16 protein-coding genes and 1 riboswitch are annotated in these 16056 nt (G+C 66.5%); of the genes, 9 read left to right on the forward strand and 7 right to left on the reverse strand.

The genetic code is table 11. The features are described from left to right. The first annotated feature begins 94 nt into the window (after positions 1-94). Complete coding sequence (locus tag A3M1_RS27220) at positions 95-208, forward strand: hypothetical protein (protein WP_371258788.1); 114 nt, start codon at positions 95-97, stop codon at positions 206-208. 25 nt (positions 209-233) lie between these two features. Here the strand turns inward: A3M1_RS27220 and A3M1_RS0119845 are convergent, their stop codons facing one another. Continuing rightward, a complete protein-coding gene (locus tag A3M1_RS0119845) occupies positions 234-638 on the reverse strand; it encodes a RidA family protein (RefSeq protein ID WP_371258764.1) in 405 nt (134 codons plus the stop codon). Between the two features lie 141 nt (positions 639-779). Here A3M1_RS0119845 and A3M1_RS0119850 point away from each other — a divergent pair, with 141 nt between their 5' ends. Next, positions 780-1376 carry a TetR/AcrR family transcriptional regulator gene (locus A3M1_RS0119850; protein WP_018963996.1) on the forward strand — a complete coding sequence of 199 codons (597 nt, stop codon included), beginning with the start codon at positions 780-782 and terminating at the stop codon, positions 1374-1376. Between the two features lie 12 nt (positions 1377-1388). On the opposite strand, the gene A3M1_RS0119855 is transcribed toward A3M1_RS0119850, so the two are convergent. The 4 genes from A3M1_RS0119855 to rpsU form a co-directional block, all read right to left on the reverse strand. Next, complete coding sequence (locus A3M1_RS0119855; protein WP_018390740.1) at positions 1389-1601, reverse strand: hypothetical protein; 213 nt, start codon at positions 1599-1601, stop codon at positions 1389-1391. 35 nt (positions 1602-1636) lie between these two features. Continuing rightward, entirely contained in the window at positions 1637-1864 is a 228-nt protein-coding gene (locus A3M1_RS0119860; RefSeq protein ID WP_018390741.1) for a hypothetical protein, read from the reverse strand. 112 nt (positions 1865-1976) lie between these two features. Continuing rightward, complete coding sequence (locus A3M1_RS0119865) at positions 1977-2186, reverse strand: cold-shock protein (protein WP_018390742.1); 210 nt, start codon at positions 2184-2186, stop codon at positions 1977-1979. A 184-nt stretch (positions 2187-2370) separates the two neighbouring features. Beyond that, positions 2371-2652, reverse strand: a complete 282-nt coding sequence (gene rpsU, locus A3M1_RS0119870; protein ID WP_026221415.1) for a 30S ribosomal protein S21 — start codon at positions 2650-2652, stop codon at positions 2371-2373. Between the two features lie 356 nt (positions 2653-3008). Here rpsU and A3M1_RS0119875 point away from each other — a divergent pair, with 356 nt between their 5' ends. The 3 genes from A3M1_RS0119875 to A3M1_RS0119885 all read left to right on the forward strand — a co-directional run bounded on the left by A3M1_RS0119875 (position 3009) and on the right by A3M1_RS0119885 (position 7934). Next, positions 3009-3377, forward strand: a complete 369-nt coding sequence (locus A3M1_RS0119875) for a response regulator (protein WP_018963994.1) — start codon at positions 3009-3011, stop codon at positions 3375-3377. 90 nt (positions 3378-3467) lie between these two features. After that, positions 3468-3682: riboswitch (cobalamin riboswitch) on the forward strand. A gap of 107 nt (positions 3683-3789) precedes the next feature. Continuing rightward, complete coding sequence (locus A3M1_RS0119880; protein WP_018390745.1) at positions 3790-6669, forward strand: ribonucleoside-diphosphate reductase subunit alpha; 2880 nt, start codon at positions 3790-3792, stop codon at positions 6667-6669. 32 nt (positions 6670-6701) lie between these two features. Continuing rightward, on the forward strand, positions 6702-7934 hold the full coding sequence (locus A3M1_RS0119885) for a ribonucleotide-diphosphate reductase subunit beta (RefSeq protein ID WP_371258765.1): 1233 nt from the start codon (positions 6702-6704) through the stop codon (positions 7932-7934). Between the two features lie 67 nt (positions 7935-8001). Here A3M1_RS0119885 and A3M1_RS0119890 read toward each other — a convergent pair whose 3' ends face one another. Both A3M1_RS0119890 and zigA read right to left on the reverse strand, forming a co-directional pair. Next, positions 8002-9690, reverse strand: coding sequence for a methyl-accepting chemotaxis protein (locus A3M1_RS0119890; protein ID WP_018963993.1), 1689 nt, complete (start codon positions 9688-9690; stop codon positions 8002-8004). A gap of 189 nt (positions 9691-9879) precedes the next feature. Next, positions 9880-11094 carry a zinc metallochaperone GTPase ZigA gene (zigA, locus tag A3M1_RS0119895; RefSeq protein ID WP_018390748.1) on the reverse strand — a complete coding sequence of 405 codons (1215 nt, stop codon included), beginning with the start codon at positions 11092-11094 and terminating at the stop codon, positions 9880-9882. A gap of 287 nt (positions 11095-11381) precedes the next feature. Between zigA and kdpF the strand changes: the two genes are divergently transcribed. The 4 genes from kdpF (at position 11382) to kdpC (ending at position 16045) form a co-directional block, all read left to right on the forward strand. Then, on the forward strand, positions 11382-11498 hold the full coding sequence (gene kdpF / locus A3M1_RS26040; protein ID WP_081620328.1) for a K(+)-transporting ATPase subunit F: 117 nt from the start codon (positions 11382-11384) through the stop codon (positions 11496-11498). A 34-nt stretch (positions 11499-11532) separates the two neighbouring features. Beyond that, positions 11533-13242 (forward strand): potassium-transporting ATPase subunit KdpA, encoded by a 1710-nt coding sequence (gene kdpA, locus A3M1_RS0119910; RefSeq protein WP_018390750.1) that lies wholly within the window; start codon positions 11533-11535, stop codon positions 13240-13242. A gap of 38 nt (positions 13243-13280) precedes the next feature. Next, entirely contained in the window at positions 13281-15341 is a 2061-nt protein-coding gene (gene kdpB / locus A3M1_RS0119915) for a potassium-transporting ATPase subunit KdpB (RefSeq protein ID WP_018390751.1), read from the forward strand. 122 nt (positions 15342-15463) lie between these two features. Further along, positions 15464-16045 carry a potassium-transporting ATPase subunit KdpC gene (gene kdpC / locus A3M1_RS0119920; protein WP_018390752.1) on the forward strand — a complete coding sequence of 194 codons (582 nt, stop codon included), beginning with the start codon at positions 15464-15466 and terminating at the stop codon, positions 16043-16045. Positions 16046-16056: the final 11 nt, after the last annotated feature.

Consider the following 16056-nt stretch of genomic DNA (forward strand, 5'->3'; position numbering starts at 1 on the left):
TGGACGCTTCAGCCGTTCGAGCCGCGCGTGGCGACGGCTTCGCGGTCAGGCTAGGTCTTGCCCGTGCCCTTGCGAATCGTCCTGCGTGTAGTGCCTGGCCCAGCTCACCCATCGCCCGCACCATGCGGCGCTGGGCGAGCTGGACATGTTTCTCGTCCCCATCGCCGGTGACGGGAACCGCTTCACCTATCAGGCGATCTTCAGCTGAGGCATTGGCGGCGCAACGCGGCCGTTCAGTTCGACGGCGCGGCCTGTGCGGGCAGTCGCGCGATCACCTTGATCTCGAAGTCGAAGCCGGCAAGCCAGTTCACCCCGATGGCGGTCCAGGCGGGAAAGGGCGCCGCCGGAAAGGCCTGCGCCTTTGCCGCCAGGACGGTGTCGAACTGATTCTCGGGGTCGGTGTGGAAGGTGGTCACGTCGATTACGTCGTCGAAGCTGCAGCCGGCGGCGGCGAGCGTCGCCCGCAAATTGGCGAAGGCCTGCTCGACCTGGCGGGGAAATTCAGGCTCGCGGCTGCCATCCGGGCGGCTGCCCACCTGTCCCGACACGAACAGAAGGTCTCCCGACCGTATAGCGGCGGAATAGCCATGCTTCTCATAAAGGGCGTGCCGGCCAGCGGGGAATACGGCGTCGCGCATCATCGTGTCCTTTCGGTTGGCCATGCCGCCGCCGGCTATTCCGAGGGCGGCACGATCTGATATACGTTTCGTATGTGAGAGTGTTCGCATACGTGACGTATGTCAATGGGCGCTCGGGCCCTTAAGGAAGATGAGCACGACATGGCCGTGGGACGACGGGCGGAAAAGATGGAGGCGACCCGCGCCAGCCTGGTGGCGGCGGCGCGCAAGGCCTTTGCCGAAAAGGGCTATGCCGAGGCCTCGATGGATGATCTGACGGCGGCGGCCGGGCTGACGCGCGGGGCGCTCTATCATAATTTCGGCGACAAGCGCGGGCTTCTGGCCGCCGTGGTGCACCAGATCGATGCCGAAATGGCCGCCCGCGCCCAGGCGATCGCCGCCCGCGCCGGCACGCCATGGGAAGGGCTGCTGGCCGAGGGCGCCGCCTATATCGAGATGGCGCTGGAGCCGGAGGTGCAGCGCATTGTGCTGCTCGATGGACCAGCCGTGCTTGGCGATCCCTCGCAATGGCCGAGCCAGAACGCCTGCCTGGAGACCACCCGTCGCACGGTGGAAAGGCTGATCGCCGACGGCGTGCTGAAGCCGGTGGACTCGGCGGCGACGGCGTGGCTGATCAATGGTGCGGCGCTGAACGCGGCGCTGTGGACGGCTGCGAGCCCCTCCCCGGAACAGGCGCTGCCAAAGGCGATCGAGGCGTTCCGCTGCCTGGCGCAGGGGCTGCTGGCAAAGCCGGGCTGAACCGGCCGGGCGCTATTTCGCCGTCCGCTCGCCGGCTTCCTCATCGAGCATCGATTCGACGGCACCGATGGCGACTTCTAGACTGGCGATCTTCTGGATCGTCTTGTCGGAGGGCAGGGCGTTGATCTCGGCGGCGATGGAAATCAGATCGCGCTGCTCGGCCAGCAGCCGGTTGCGCAGCGTCTTGAGCTTCAGGGTCATGGGGTCGTTCAGGGCAGCAGGCATGGCAGCTTTCGCGGGAAACTAACGCTTGCGGGAGATTAACGCTTGACGGTGCGGCGGGTGGGCTTGGGGGGCGCTGAGGCGGCGAGGCTGCGCTCGGCGGCCTCCTGGGCCAGACGCGCCTGCCGCAGGCGGGCGATCTTGGCTTCGCGCGCCACGGATTCGTGCTCGATCATCGACATGGCGATCCGGGAAACGGAATCGGCCTTGCTTTCAGATTGAGACATCTTCGGCTTGAAGGGTGTCTCCTGCGCTCGTTTGGGCATGCTGAACTTCCCTTCGTAAACGCAAAAAAAGGCCGGGTTTCCCCGGCCTTTCCATTACTGCCTCAACGGCCGTTGCCAGTACATCCGTGGTCAAAGACCGGAAGCAACGTCTTCACGCAGCCTTGAGGCTGCCGGCCGAGCTCTTGCCGCTGCGGCGGTCGGTCTCGAGCTCGTAGGACACCTTCTGGCCTTCGTTCAGGCCCATGAGGCCCGCGCGCTCGACAGCAGAGATGTGAACGAACACGTCCGGCCCGCCGTTGTCCGGCTGAATGAAACCAAAGCCCTTCTGGCCGTTAAACCACTTCACAGTACCCGTAGCCATGACTAAATCCTTTCAGTCGACATAGTGATTTGAGTGCTCGCACGCATGCGAACATCAGGTTGACATCGATTTGAGAGGAAGTTCGCTACGGCGCACGGGTGCGCAAAACAAAGTTCAACGTCCAAGATCGATGCCTTATCGTACAGAGGATGTGATGTTCTCACAACCCCCGCAAGATTTATTTTTACTCGGCGGCCGGGGCGCTGGGGGCGCCAGGGCGGGGCAGGCCACGGCCGATCAACGGCTTCTTTTTCGGCGCGGCGATGAGCCCGTCGCGAATGGCCTGCTTGCGCGCGGCCTTCTTGGTCCGGCGGATGGCCTCGGCGTCTTCACGATTGCGCCGCTCGGAGGGCTTCTCGTAAGCGCGGCGCGCCTTCATCTCGCGGAAGATGCCTTCGCGCTGCATCTTCTTCTTCAAAACCCTCATGGCTTGTTCGACATTGTTGTCGCGAACGAGGACCTGCAATTCTTGTCCGATCACATGCAGCACGGCTGCTGGTTGGGCGGCTCGTGGGAGCCGACACGGCTGCATCTCGCCGGAGCAAGACGCAGCGATGGGAAGTGCGGCCCGGCGGGTCGCGACATCGTCAGGCCCTACATAGCGCCATCACGCCATGGCCGACAAGCGTCGCGCGTGATTTCCCGCGCGGTGCGGTGCGGGAACGGCGGGCGAGCGCGTTGACGCTGCGTCTGCCGTCGCCGGCGCATGTGGCGCCGGCTCACAAAAAGGTGGTTTGGAAAATAATCCGGGATCGTTCTCCCGCATGCGGCGTTGCCTGTCATTGTGGCAGTGAATCGTGCGCCGGCACCGGGGTTTTGAGTATGCCAATCGCAGTGCTGGTGGTCGAGGACGAGGCGCTCCTGCGCTTCGACATCGCCGACTACCTCGCCGAAAACGGCTTCGAGGTGCATGAGGCGGCCAGTGCCGACCAGGCGCTGAAAATCCTCGAAGCCGTCCCGGAAATCCGGCTGGTGTTCACCGATATCGACATGCCCGGCAGCATGGATGGGCTGAAGCTCTCCGCCGCAGTGCGCGACCGCTGGCCCCCGGTGCATATCATCGTCACTTCAGGCAACCGGATCGCCGGCAAGGCTGAGCTTCCCGCTGGCAGCCTGTTCTTCACCAAGCCCTACATGCCCGCCGACATCGCCCGCTCCATGCAGGGCCTGCTGGCCGGCGGGGCGGGGTGAGCGCGAGACCGCGCGCCGCTGATGGCCGCGCGCCGAGATGCGGCTGAGGACAAGAGTCATCCATATCTTGACGTCGCGAGGCGCTGGCTGCCTATATGTAGGCGTTACGGTCCTTCGAGTCGCAAGGCGAGAGGGCTAAGAGGGAAGCCGGTGAGCTCTTCGGGGCGAGGCCGGCGCTGCCCCCGCAACTGTCAGCGGCGAGCCTATCGTCCATACCGTGTCACTGAGGCCGCGCGCTTCGGGAAGGCCGGACGAGAGGCGTGGACCCGCGAGCCAGGAGACCTGCCGTAGCAACATAATCGTCCCTGGGCGGGGTGTCCCGGTGGTGCGTTCGCGCGTCCGCCGGTGGTTCTGCCATGGCCCGCGCCTGCGTCCGCTCGGCCTTTGCCCCCATCGATCTTGGGGTTAGCCGATGTCTCTTTCTCTCGACGCCGAAAACCTGCCCGGCCACGTGCCGGTTTCCGCCGCGCCGGCGGCGGCCCCTTCCAGCACACCGGGCTATCAGCTCATCCGCCGCAACGGCGCGGTGACGCCGTTCGATGCCTCGAAGATCGCCGTGGCGCTGACCAAGGCCTTCCTCGCTGTCGAAGGCTCCGGCGCGGCCGCCTCGCGCCGCGTGCACGACATCGTCGCCGAGTTGACCGACCAGATCGTTGCCGGCCTCACCCGCCGCGCCGATTCCGGGCGCAGCTTCCACATCGAGGACGTGCAGGACCAGGTGGAACTGGCGCTGATGCGCGGCGAACACCACAAGGTCGCGCGCGCCTATGTGCTCTACCGCGAGGAGCGGGCACGCGAGCGGGCGGCGGCCAAGGCGGCCTCCCTCTCGGTTCCGACGCTGACGGCGGCGCTGTCGATGACCACGGCCGACGGGGCGCGGGTGCCGCTCGACGCTGCCCGGCTGGAGGCGGTGCTGGCCGAGGCGACGGAGGGATTGGCCGATGTCTCCGCTGCCACCATCCTCAACGAGACCCGTCGCAACCTTTATGACGGCATCAGCGTCGATGAGCTGGCGCTGGCCCCGATTCTCGCCGCCCGCACGCTGATCGAGACCGAGCCGAACTATGCCAAGGTGTCCGCCCGCCTGCTCGGCGACAAGCTGCGCCGCGAGGCGCTGAGCTTTCTCGACGGCCGGCCGGCGCAGGCGACGCAGCGCGAGATGGGGGCACGCTACCCCGACTATTTCCGCGCCTATCTCCAGCGCGGCATCGCCGAGGAACTGATCGACCCCGAACTCGGCCGATTCGACCTCGACCGCATCGCGGCGGCCCTGCTCCCCGAGCGCGACCTGCAATTCGACTATCTCGGCCTGCAGACGCTGTATGACCGCTATTTCCTGCACGCGCGCGGCACTCGCTTCGAGCTGCCGCAGGCCTTCTTCATGCGCGTCGCCATGGGGCTCGCCTTGCGCGAGGTGGATCGCGAGGCGCGGGCGATCGAGTTCTACCGCCTGCTGTCCTCCTTTGACTTCATGGCCTCGACCCCAACCCTGTTCAATGCCGGCACGCTGCGCCCGCAGCTTTCCTCCTGCTTCCTGACCACCGTGGCGGATGATCTCGACGGCATCTTCAAGGCGATCAAGGACAATGCCCTGCTGGCGAAATATTCCGGCGGGCTCGGCAATGACTGGACCCGGGTGCGCGGCCTCGGCGCCCATATCAAGGGCACCAATGGCGAGAGCCAGGGTGTGGTGCCCTTCCTCAAGGTGGCCAACGACACCGCCATCGCGGTGAACCAGGGCGGCAAGCGCAAGGGGGCGGTCTGCGCCTATCTGGAAACCTGGCATATCGACATCGAAGAATTCCTCGACCTGCGCAAGAACACCGGCGACGACCGCCGCCGCACCCACGACATGAACACCGCCAACTGGGTGCCGGACCTGTTTCTGCAGCGGGTGGAGGCGGACGGGCCGTGGACGCTGTTCTCGCCCGACGAGACGCCTGATCTGCACGACCTTACCGGACCGACGTTCAAGAGCGCCTATGAGGCCTATGAGGCGAAGGCGGCGCGCGGCGAGATGAAGGTGTTCCGGCAGGTGCGGGCCATCGACCTGTGGCGGCGTATGCTGACCCTGCTGTTCGAGACCGGCCACCCCTGGATCACCTTCAAGGACCCGTGCAACATCCGCTCGCCGCAGGGCCATGTCGGCGTGGTGCACTCGTCCAACCTGTGCACCGAGATCACGCTCAACACCACCGCCGACGAGGTGGCGGTGTGCAATCTCGGCTCGGTGAATCTACTGGCGCATGTCACACCCGACGGGCTCGATCAGGCGCGGCTGGCGCGCACGGTGACGACGGCGATGCGGATGCTCGACAACGTCATCGACATCAATTTCTACACCATCCCCGAGGCGCGCCGCTCCAATCTGCGCCACCGTCCGGTGGGGCTTGGCATTATGGGTTTCCAGGACGCGCTGCAGGCGCTGCGCATTCCCTATGGCTCGCAAGAGGCGGTGCGCTTCGCCGATACCAGCATGGAGGCAGTGAGCTTCCACGCACTTCAAGCCTCCTGCGATCTCGCCCTTGAGCGCGGGCGCTACCCTTCCTTCGAGGGCTCGCTGTGGTCGAAAGGGATTCTGCCGATCGACAGCCTTGAGCTGCTAAGCGACGCGCGCGGCGGGCTGGACCTCGACCGCTCCTCGACGCTCGACTGGGAGGGCCTGCGCGCACGGGTGACGACGACCGGCCTGCGCAACTCCAACACCATGGCGATCGCGCCCACGGCCACCATCTCGAACATCTGCGGCGTGTCGCAGTCGATCGAGCCCGCCTATCAAAACCTGTTCGTCAAATCGAACATGTCCGGCGACTTCACCGTGGTGAACGCGGCCCTCGTGCGCGACTTGAAGGCGCGCGGCCTGTGGGACGAGGTGATGGTGTCCGACCTCAAATATTACGATGGCAGCGTCGGGCCGATCGACCGCATCCCGGACGATCTCAAGGCGCTCTACGCCACCGCCTTCGAGATCGCGCCCGCCTGGCTGATCGAGGCGGCGGCCCGGCGGCAGAAATGGATCGACCAGGCGCAGTCGCTGAACATCTATGTCGCCAATCCTTCCGGCCGCGTGCTCGACGAGACCTACCGGCTGGCGTGGAAGCGGGGGCTGAAGACCACCTATTATCTGCGGGCGCGCTCCGCCAGCCATGTCGAGAAATCGACGCTGAAGGGCACTGACGGCAAGCTCAACGCCGTCTCAGCGGTGATGGCGGCGGCGCCCATCGCGGTGCCCGAGAGCGCCTTTGGCTCGGCCTGCTCCATCAACGATCCCGACTGCGAAGCCTGCCAATAGGTCGGCCGGCATCCTCCCCCTGTCACCACGTCATGCCGGGCCCTGAGCCGGGCATCCACGCCTCGCGAGACGCCCGCTGCCAAGCAGCAAGGTCATGGATGGCCGGGTCAAGCCCGGCCATGACGCCCTCTCAAGGAACATCCATGCTCGACTGGTCCGATACCAAGCCCGTCGCCCGGCCCCTTCCACCCAACATCGCGGCACCTGCCGCCGACGCCACCGGACTTGGCGCGATCGAACGCGGCGCCGCCCGGGTCAGCGTCGACGAAAAGCGGATGATCAATGCCCGCGCCGACGTGAACCAGCTTCTCCCGCTGAAATACAAATGGGCGTGGGAGAAATACCTCGCCGGCTGCAACAATCACTGGATGCCGACCGAGGTGTCGATGCAGGCCGACATCGCGCTGTGGAAGTCGCGTGACGGGCTGACGGAGGACGAGCGGCGCATGCTCAAGCGCAACCTCGGCTTCTTCGCCGCCTCGGAATCGCTGGTGGCGAACAACATCGTGCTGGCGATCTACCGCCATCTCACCAACCCGGAATGCCGGCAATATCTGCTGCGCCAGGCCTTCGAGGAGGCGGTGCACACCCACACCTTCCAGTACATCGTCGAGAGCCTTGGCCTCGACGATGGCGAATTGTTCAACATGTACCGCGAGGTGCCCTCGATCACCGACAAGGCGGCCTGGGCGCTGAAGCACACGCAGAGCCTCGACGACCCCGCCTTCGCCACCGGCACGCCGGAGGCCGACCAGCAGTTTCTGCGTGACCTCGTGGCGTTCTACGTCGTGTTCGAGGGAATGTGGTTCTACACCGGCTTCGCCCAGATCCTCTCGCTCGGCCGGCGCAACAAGATGGTCGGCATAGCCGAGCAATACCAATACATCCTGCGCGACGAGAGCCTGCACCTGAACTTCGGCATCGACGTGATCAACCAGATCAAGGCTGAAAATCCGCATCTCTGGACGCCCGCCTTCCAGGACGAGGTGCGCGCCATGCTCGCCGACGCCGCCGAGCTGGAAGCCGCCTATGGCCGGGATACGATACCGCGCGGGTTCCTCGGGCTGAACGCGGCCTTGTGCGAGCAGTACATGCACTTCATCGCCAATCGCCGCTGCGCCCAGCTGGGCCTCGCCCCGGTCTTCGCCGAGGTGGAGAACCCGTTCCCCTGGATGAGCGAGGCGATGGACCTGAAGAAGGAGAAGAACTTCTTCGAGACCCGCGTGATCGAGTACCAGAATGGCGGCGCGCTGGCCTGGGATTGAGTGCGGTTCCGGCGGCGTGGGCCGCCGCCGGGGAGGGGCCTCAGGCCGGCGCCACCGCGCGCCTGCGTCAGCTTGCGCGCAGGTTCAGCACGAATGTCGCCACCTCGTCCCGAAGCCGGCTCGCCCGGCTTGAGAGCGCGTCGGAGAGGCCGATCATCTGCGTGGATGCGGCGCCGACGGTGCGCGCGGCCGTTCCCAGGCCGCCAATGCCGGCATTCACATCCTCGCTTCGTTGCGCGGCGCGCTGGGTGTTAAGCGCGATGTTGGAGGTGGTCGCTCCCTGTTCTTCAACAGCCGACCCCACCAGGGCGGAAATCGCGCGAATTTTCTCAACGGTTGCTGCAATCGTCTCGACCGAGGCGACGGTCTGTCCGGTTGCGGCCTGGATGTCGCAGATCTTCTGCCCGATTTCCTCGGTGGCCGCTGCGGTCTGAGCCGCGAGCTGCTTCACTTCGGTCGCCACGATCGCGAAGCCGCGTCCGGCGTCGCCGGCGCGGGCCGCTTCAATGGTGGCATTGAGCGCCAGCAGATTGGTCTGCGAGGCGATGGCGCTGATGAGATGGATGACCTGCCCGATGGCTTCGGCCGATTGCGTGAGCCCCTGGATGTTGGCCCGCATGATCGCAGCTTCCTGCGCCGCCTGAGTGGAGATGCCCGAAGACTCGGCCGTCCGGCCCAGTATCTCGTTGACCGAGCTGGATATTTGCTCTGTGGCTGCGGCGATCGATCGTACGCTGCCGGTCGATTCATCGGCGGCGTTCGCCACGATCTGCGCCTGTAGGGCCGCTCCCTCGGCCGCCTGCGACAGTTGCTGTGCTGCGCCGTGAACCTCCTTGGAGGAGGCGACGAAGCCTTCGGCGAGAGCACCCATGCATTCCTCGAACGCCTCCGCCAGGGCGTGACGCTCGGCGGTAAGCTGCGCGGCGTTGCGCTTGGCAGCGTCGGCCTGGGCGTTCCGCATACTGTCACCCTCCTCGAGGGTGCGGCGGAATGCGTCGAGACCGCGGGCGAGTTCGCCCAATTCGTCCTTGCGGGCAAGACCCTGTATCGCGACGGCGCGGTTGCCCGATGCCAAGGCCGCCAGCGCGCCGGCGAGTTCCGCGAGCGGTCGGGTGAGCCGGAAGATGACGGCGAACAGAGAAAACAGCACCAGCGCGAGCGTAGCGAGGCCGGCGGCGCTGCTTGCCTGGATCGTCTCGCGGATGGTTGTCTCCGCATCCGCCTGATTGGCGGCGGCGAAGCCCTCGGCCATGAGCACGGTGGAATCGACCGCGAGGCGATGGACAGTGTAGGCGTCGCCCATCCGCTCCGCCGCCTCCGCCGCCTCCGCGGTGTCGCCCGCGACAAGCGCGGGGAACAGCTCCGTCGCGCCGATCTTCCAGAAGGGCGCCGCCGTCGCGTCGATCTTGTCGATGGCGCTGCTCAGCTCAGGCGGCAGCACCTGACCGTCCCAATAGGTTATACGGCCATCAAAATCCCGCTTCAGCTGGGCAAAGCGTGCTGCACGGGCGGCGGCGGTGTGGGGCTTGCTCAAGGCGATCAGCGCTTCGAGGTTGGCCTCGACGACGTAAAGCGGCGGCGGCAATATGTCGGCGATGATGTCTTTGCCGGCGATTATTCGGTCGTAGGTCGGACTGCCGATACGCGCCGCATTGAAGCCTATCGCGGCAACGATGAACGTGACGAGCGTACTGGTGACGATGAGAACGCTGCAAAGAGCCGCCCATTGAGACACGCGATACTGAGGGAGTGCCATCGCCTGCGAACCGAGTTTCTTCTGGAGAGGTCTCTTTAGGGCCTCCCGCGAAAATCAGTTGAGGGAGTTAGATCCGATCCGGCAATGGACGGCGGTTTTTGGCTCCGTTTCGGGTGATTATCGTTCAGCCGGCATGATGCCCTCCGGCGGAGAGCGGCGGCGGCACCGATCGGCGCCGCCACTCCCCCTTCAGGCCGGCACGCGCTCCCAGTCCGGGAACGGGTCCGACAGGTGCTTAAGCGGCTCGGGATCGAACAGGGTGGGCTTGAGCGGGCCGACAAGGCACGCATCGAGCGCGGCGCGGATCGCGGCCTCGTCCAGGTTCACGCCGATGAACACCAGTTCCTGCCGGCGGTCGCCATAGCCGGGCGTCCAGTGCTGGCGCAGCCATGAGCGCCAATCGGGCTGCGTCGGCCAGTGCTCGGTGGGGATCGCCGCCCACCACTGGCCGATGGAGCCGGTGCGGCAGATGGCGCCGGCCAGCGACATCTCGCCCACCCGGCGCGGCCGGGTCGCCAGCCAGAACAGCCCCTTGGCCCGCACCAGCCCCGGCCAGGTGCGGGCGAGGAAAGCGTTGAACTTCTCCGGGTGGAACGGCCGGCGGGCGCGGTAGACGAAGCTGGAAATGCCGTATTCCTCGGTTTCCGGCACATGGTCCTTGAAACCGTTGAGCTCCTTGAACCAGGTTGGGTGCTCATGCGCCTGCTCGAAATCGAAGCGGCCGGTGCCGAGAATGTCCTTCATCGGCACATTGGCCTGGTCGGTTTCGATGATGACCGCATCCGGGTTCAGCGCCTTCACCACCGCGCGAACCTCCTTGCGGCGCGCCGGGGCGACGTCGGAGACCTTGTTGAGCACGATCACGTCGGCAAACTCGATCTGGTCGGTCAGCAGGTCGACCAGCGTGCGGGCGTCCTCTTCGCCCGCCACTTCGCCGCGGTCGCGCAGGAAGTCGCGGGAGCCGAAATCGCGCAGCAGGTTGGCGGCATCCACCACCGTCACCATGGTGTCGAGCCGGGCGACGTCGGACAGCGAAAAGCCGTCCTCGTCGCGGAACTCGAAGGTGGCGGCGACGGGTAGCGGCTCGGCGATCCCCGTGGATTCGATGAGGAGATAATCGAAGCGGCCTTCATCGGCGAGGCGCTTCACCTCGGCGAGCAGGTCGTCGCGCAGGGTGCAGCAGATGCAGCCATTGGTCATTTCGACCAGCTTTTCCTGCGTGTGCGAGAGATTGGCGTCGCCCGCCCGCACCAGCTCGGCGTCGATGTTCACCTCCGACATGTCGTTGACGATGACCGCGACGCGCAGCCCCTCGCGGTTCGCCAGAACATGGTTGAGCAGGGTGGTTTTGCCGGCCCCGAGGAAGCCGGAAAGAACCGTGACCGGAAGGCGGGTGTCGGACATAGGAACGCTCCACATGCGAAGTGATACAATGTATCAGTTGCATGGGGAGTGCTGCGGCGCAACCCCCCGGCATCGGGGCGGAAAAGCGCGTGCCACCACTCGGCGCGAGCCCGGCCGGCGTCGGCAGCCGGTCTTTATGCGGTCTTTACGGTGCGGCGCAGCATTCCGGATCGAACGCTTATCCGGTCCGGCCTAGATGAAGTGCCAGCTCAACCAGGAAGCTGGAATCATGCTCGATCTCGTCTATCTCGCCCTCTCCATCGGCTTCTTCCTGCTGATGGCGGCCTATGCCCGTTTCGCATCACAGGGGTGAGGCCATGTTCGATCTTCTGCTCGGCGGCACCGTCGCCCTCGCTCTTGCCGGCTACCTCGTGACCGCGCTGCTGCGGCCCGAGAAGTTCTGACCGGCTCTTCCCTCTTCGCGAAAGTCCACATGCCATGACCGTTCAAGGCTGGCTTCAGATAGCCATCATTCTCGCGCTCGTGCTCGTCGCCGCCGTGCCGCTCGGCGCCTATATGGCGCGTATCTATGCCGGCGAGCGCACGCTGCTCTCCGCGCTGCTCGGACCGTTCGAGCGGGTGCTCTACCGCTTTGCCGGGGTGGACCCGGCCCGCGAGCAGAGCGCGCTCGGCTACACCCTCGCCATGCTCGCCTTCAACGCGGCGGGCGTGGTGCTGCTTTATGCGCTGCTGCGGCTGCAGGGCGTGCTGCCGCTCAACCCGCTGGGCTTTGCCGGCCTCGCTCCCGACCTCGCTTTCAACACGGCGGCCAGCTTCGTCACCAACACCAACTGGCAGTCCTATGGCGGCGAGACCACGATGAGCCTGTTCAGCCAGATGGCGGGGCTCACCGTGCAGAACTTTCTCTCTGCCGCCACCGGGCTTGCGCTGGCGGTGGCGCTGGTGCGGGCCTTTGCCCGTTCCAACGCGCCGGGCGTCGGCAATTTCTTTGTCGATATGACCCGCTCAGTGCTCTATGTGCTGCTGCCGCTGGCGGTGGTCACAGCGCTGGTACAGGTGGCCATGGGCGTGCCGCAGACGCTTCAGGCAGCGGTCGCCGCCACGACGCTGGACGGCGCGCAGCAGACCCTCGCCATGGGGCCGGTGGCCTCGCAGATGGCGATCAAGCAGCTCGGCACCAATGGCGGCGGGTTCTTCAACGTCAATGCCGCGCACCCGTTCGAGAATCCCAGCCCGCTCTCCAATGCGCTGGAGATCTGGCAGATGCTGGTCATCTCCACCGCGCTCATCTTCGCCTTCGGCCGGTTGATCGGCGACCGGCGGCAGGCGCGGGCGCTGGTGGCGGCCATCGGCCTCATCCTCGTCGCCGGCATCGCCATCACCTATTGGGCCGAGGCCGCAGGCACTCCCTCGCTGGTCGCGGCCGGCATCGACCCCGCCGGCGGCAATATGGAGGGCAAGGAAGTCCGCTTCGGCCTCTCCGCCTCGGCGCTGTTCGCTTCTGTGACAACCGGCCTGTCCGATGGCGGCGTGAACGCCATGCACGGCTCGTTCACCCCGCTCGGCGGCATGGTGCCGCTGTTCCTGATCCAGCTCGGCGAGATCCTTCCCGGCGGCGTCGGTTCCGGGCTCTACGGCCTGCTGGTTATGGCGGTTCTCGCCGTATTCGTCGCCGGCCTGATGGTCGGGCGCACGCCGGAATATCTCGGCAAGAAGATCGAGGCGAAGGAGGTGAAGATGGCCATGCTCGCCATTCTCATCCTGCCGGCGGCCATTCTCGGCTTTTCCGGCGTCGCGGCGGTGCTGCCGGCGGCGCTGTCCGGCCTCGGCAATGCCGGCCCGCATGGCCTGTCGGAAATCCTCTACGCCTATTCCTCGGCGGCGGGGAATAATGGCTCGGCCTTTGGCGGGCTCTCGGCGAATTCGCCCTGGTGGAACACCACGCTCGGGCTCGCCATGCTGTGCGGGCGCTTCGCCTACATCGTACCGATGATGGCCATCGCCGGCTCGCTCGCCGCCAAGACGCGCCTTACCGCCTCAACCGGCACCTTCCCGACCCACGGCCCGCTCTTCGTCGGGCTGATGATCGGCATCATCCTCATTCTCGGCGGCCTGCAGTTCTTCCCCGCTCTCGCCCTCGGCCCGATCGCCGAGCAGGTGCAGATGCTGGCCGGCAAGACCTTTTGAGCAAGACCTTCTGATCCCGCCGTTCCGGAGAGACTCCCATGTCCACCCAAACCAAGGCGACCTCCGCCTTCGCCTCACCCGAGCTGATCGGGCGGGCGGCGCGTGATGCCCTCGTCAAACTCAATCCGGTGGCGCTGATGCGCAACCCGGTGATCTTCGTCACCGAGGTGGTCGCCGCCCTCGTCACCGTGCTGTTCGTCCGCGATCTTGTCGCCGGCAACCCGCTGGCTTTCACCGGCCAGATCATGGCGTGGCTGTGGTTCACGGTGCTGTTCGCCACCTTCGCCGAGGCGCTGGCGGAGGGCAGGGGCCGCGCCCAGGCCGATTCCTTGCGCAAGGCGCGCACCGACACGGTGGCCAAAAGGCTGCGTAATCCCGCCATCCGCACCGGGCTCGACACGGTATCGGCGCTCGATCTCAAGATCGGCGACCATGTGCTGGTCGAGGCGGGCGATCTCATTCCCGGCGATGGCGAGATCGTCGAGGGCATCGCCTCGGTCAACGAGGCCGCCATAACAGGCGAAAGCGCGCCGGTGATCCGCGAATCCGGCGGCGACCGGTCGGCCGTGACCGGCGGCACCACTGTTATCTCCGACTGGCTGGTGGTGCGGATCACCGCCGCGCCGGGCTCCTCCTTCCTCGACCGGATGATCGCGCTGGTGGAAGGCGCCGAGCGGCAGAAGACGCCGAACGAATTGGCGCTCTCCGTGCTGCTGGTCGGCATGACGCTGATCTTCCTCATCGCCGTGGTCTCGCTGGCGGGGCTTGGGCGCTATGCGGCGGCCGACGTGCCGGTGCCGGTGCTGGTGGCGCTATTGGTGACGCTGATCCCGACCACAATCGGCGGCCTGCTCTCGGCCATCGGCATTGCCGGCATGGACCGGCTGATCCGCCACAATGTGCTCGCCATGTCCGGCCGCGCGGTGGAGGCGGCGGGCGATGTCGACACGCTGCTGCTCGACAAGACCGGCACCATCACCTTCGGCAACCGCATGGCGTCGGAGATCATCCCGGTTCCCGGCATCAATCCGCATGAGGCGGCGCTGATCGCGGTGCAGGCGAGCCTCGCCGACGAGACGGCGGAAGGGCGCTCGATCCTGGCGCTGGCGCGCGAGACCTATGGCATCACCCCCGAGACGGCGGCGCTGGAAGGGGCGAGCTTCGTCGCGTTCTCGGCGGCGAGCCGGCTCTCGGGTGTCGATGTCGCCGGCCGGCGCATTCGCAAGGGCGCTATCGACGCCATCAAGCGCTTCGTGCACGGGGTCGACCCGCACGCTTCTACCGGCATCGCCGCTTTCGATGCGGCGGTGGAGCGGATCGCCCGCTCCGGCGGCACGCCGCTGGGGCTGGCCGAGAATGGCCGGCTGCTGGCGGTCATCCACCTCAAGGACGTGGTGAAGCCTGATATCAAGGAGCGCTTCGCCGAACTGCGCCGCATGGGCATCCGCACGGTGATGGCGACGGGCGACAACCCCGTGACCGCCGCCGCCATCGCTTCCGAGGCCGGCGTCGACGATTTCATCGCCGAGGCCACCCCGCAGGACAAGCTGGCCTATATCCGCACCGAGCAACGCCAGGGGCGGCTGGTCGCCATGTGCGGCGACGGCACCAATGACGCGCCGGCTCTGGCGCAGGCCGATGTCGGCGTCGCCATGCAGAGCGGCACGCAGGCGGCGCGCGAGGCCGGCAATATGGTGGACCTCGACAGCGACCCGACCAAGCTGATCGAGATCGTCGGCATCGGCAAGCAACTGCTGATGACGCGCGGGGCGCTCACCACCTTCTCCATCGCCAACGACGTGGCGAAGTACTTCGCCATCATCCCGGCGCTGTTCATCGCCGCCATTCCCGAGCTGGGTCTGCTGAATGTGATGGGGCTCGCCTCGCCGCAGAGCGCCATCCTCTCGGCGGTGATCTTCAACGCGCTGATCATCATCGCGCTGATCCCGCTCGCCTTGCGCGGCGTCGCCTACCGGCCGGGCGAGGCCGGGGCGGTGCTGGCGCGCAACCTCGCCATTTACGGGCTGGGCGGGCTGGCGCTGCCCTTTATCGGCATCAAGCTGATCGACCTCGCTCTGGTGGCGATCGGCCTGGCGTAAGGCAACGCCTGTCATCCCGGCCGAAGGCGAAGCCGAAGCGCCGGGATCGTTCGCCTGCTTCCCGCGATCCCGGATCGGCCTTCGGCCGTCCGGGGTGACGCGCCCCCCTCAAGGAGTGTTCCATGCTCATCTATCTCCGCCCGGCGGTGACGCTGCTCATCGCCTTCACCCTGCTCACTGGCCTTGCCTATCCGCTGGCGATGACCGAGGCCGCGCAGGCGCTGTTTCCGCGACAGGCCAATGGCTCGCTCGTGGTCCGCGACGGCGTGGTCGTCGGCTCGGCGCTGATCGGCCAAGCCACCACCGCTGCCGGCTATTTCCATCCGCGCCCCTCCGTGGCGGGCAATGGCTATGATGCCGCTGCCTCCTCCGGCAGCAATCTCGGCCCCACAAGTGCCAAGCTCGCGGAACGGCTCAAGGCCGATGCCGACGCCCTTCGCGCGGCAGGCCTCGCCGGCCCGGTTCCCGCCGATGCGGTGACGACTTCCGGCAGCGGACTCGACCCGCACGTGACGCCCGCCAACGCGCTGGCGCAGGTGGCGCGGGTCGCCAGTGCGCGCGCGCTCGACGTGGGCGTTGTGCGCGCCCTCGTCGAAGCGCACATAGAGCGCCCGCAGCTCGGCGTGTTCGGCGAGCCGCGCGTCAATGTGCTGGCGCTGAACCTGGCGCTCGACGCGCTCGCCAAGGATGCGCCGCGCGCGTGAGACGGAGATGA

It is taken from the genome of Ancylobacter sp. FA202 (assembly GCF_000380205.1).
Taxonomy (GTDB): Bacteria; Pseudomonadota; Alphaproteobacteria; order Rhizobiales; family Xanthobacteraceae; genus Ancylobacter.

Excerpts from the sequence above, each read along its gene's own strand:
- A3M1_RS0119865 (WP_018390742.1), bottom strand. The coding sequence starts at position 2,186 with ATGGCTACGGGTACTGTGAAGTGGTTTAACGGCCAGAAGGGCTTTGGT.
- A3M1_RS0119855 (WP_018390740.1), bottom strand. The coding sequence starts at position 1,601 with ATGCCTGCTGCCCTGAACGACCCCATGACCCTGAAGCTCAAGACGCTG.
- zigA (WP_018390748.1), bottom strand. The coding sequence starts at position 11,094 with ATGTCCGACACCCGCCTTCCGGTCACGGTTCTTTCCGGCTTCCTCGGG.
- A3M1_RS0119885 (WP_371258765.1), top strand. The coding sequence starts at position 6,702 with ATGCCGGGCCCTGAGCCGGGCATCCACGCCTCGCGAGACGCCCGCTGC.
- A3M1_RS0119860 (WP_018390741.1), bottom strand. The coding sequence starts at position 1,864 with ATGCCCAAACGAGCGCAGGAGACACCCTTCAAGCCGAAGATGTCTCAA.
- kdpF (WP_081620328.1), top strand. The coding sequence starts at position 11,382 with ATGCCCGTTTCGCATCACAGGGGTGAGGCCATGTTCGATCTTCTGCTC.
- kdpC (WP_018390752.1), top strand. The coding sequence starts at position 15,464 with ATGCTCATCTATCTCCGCCCGGCGGTGACGCTGCTCATCGCCTTCACC.
- A3M1_RS0119880 (WP_018390745.1), top strand. The coding sequence starts at position 3,790 with ATGTCTCTTTCTCTCGACGCCGAAAACCTGCCCGGCCACGTGCCGGTT.
- kdpA (WP_018390750.1), top strand. The coding sequence starts at position 11,533 with ATGACCGTTCAAGGCTGGCTTCAGATAGCCATCATTCTCGCGCTCGTG.
- A3M1_RS0119890 (WP_018963993.1), bottom strand. The coding sequence starts at position 9,690 with ATGGCACTCCCTCAGTATCGCGTGTCTCAATGGGCGGCTCTTTGCAGC.
- A3M1_RS0119850 (WP_018963996.1), top strand. The coding sequence starts at position 780 with ATGGCCGTGGGACGACGGGCGGAAAAGATGGAGGCGACCCGCGCCAGC.
- A3M1_RS0119845 (WP_371258764.1), bottom strand. The coding sequence starts at position 638 with ATGCGCGACGCCGTATTCCCCGCTGGCCGGCACGCCCTTTATGAGAAG.
- A3M1_RS0119875 (WP_018963994.1), top strand. The coding sequence starts at position 3,009 with ATGCCAATCGCAGTGCTGGTGGTCGAGGACGAGGCGCTCCTGCGCTTC.
- kdpB (WP_018390751.1), top strand. The coding sequence starts at position 13,281 with ATGTCCACCCAAACCAAGGCGACCTCCGCCTTCGCCTCACCCGAGCTG.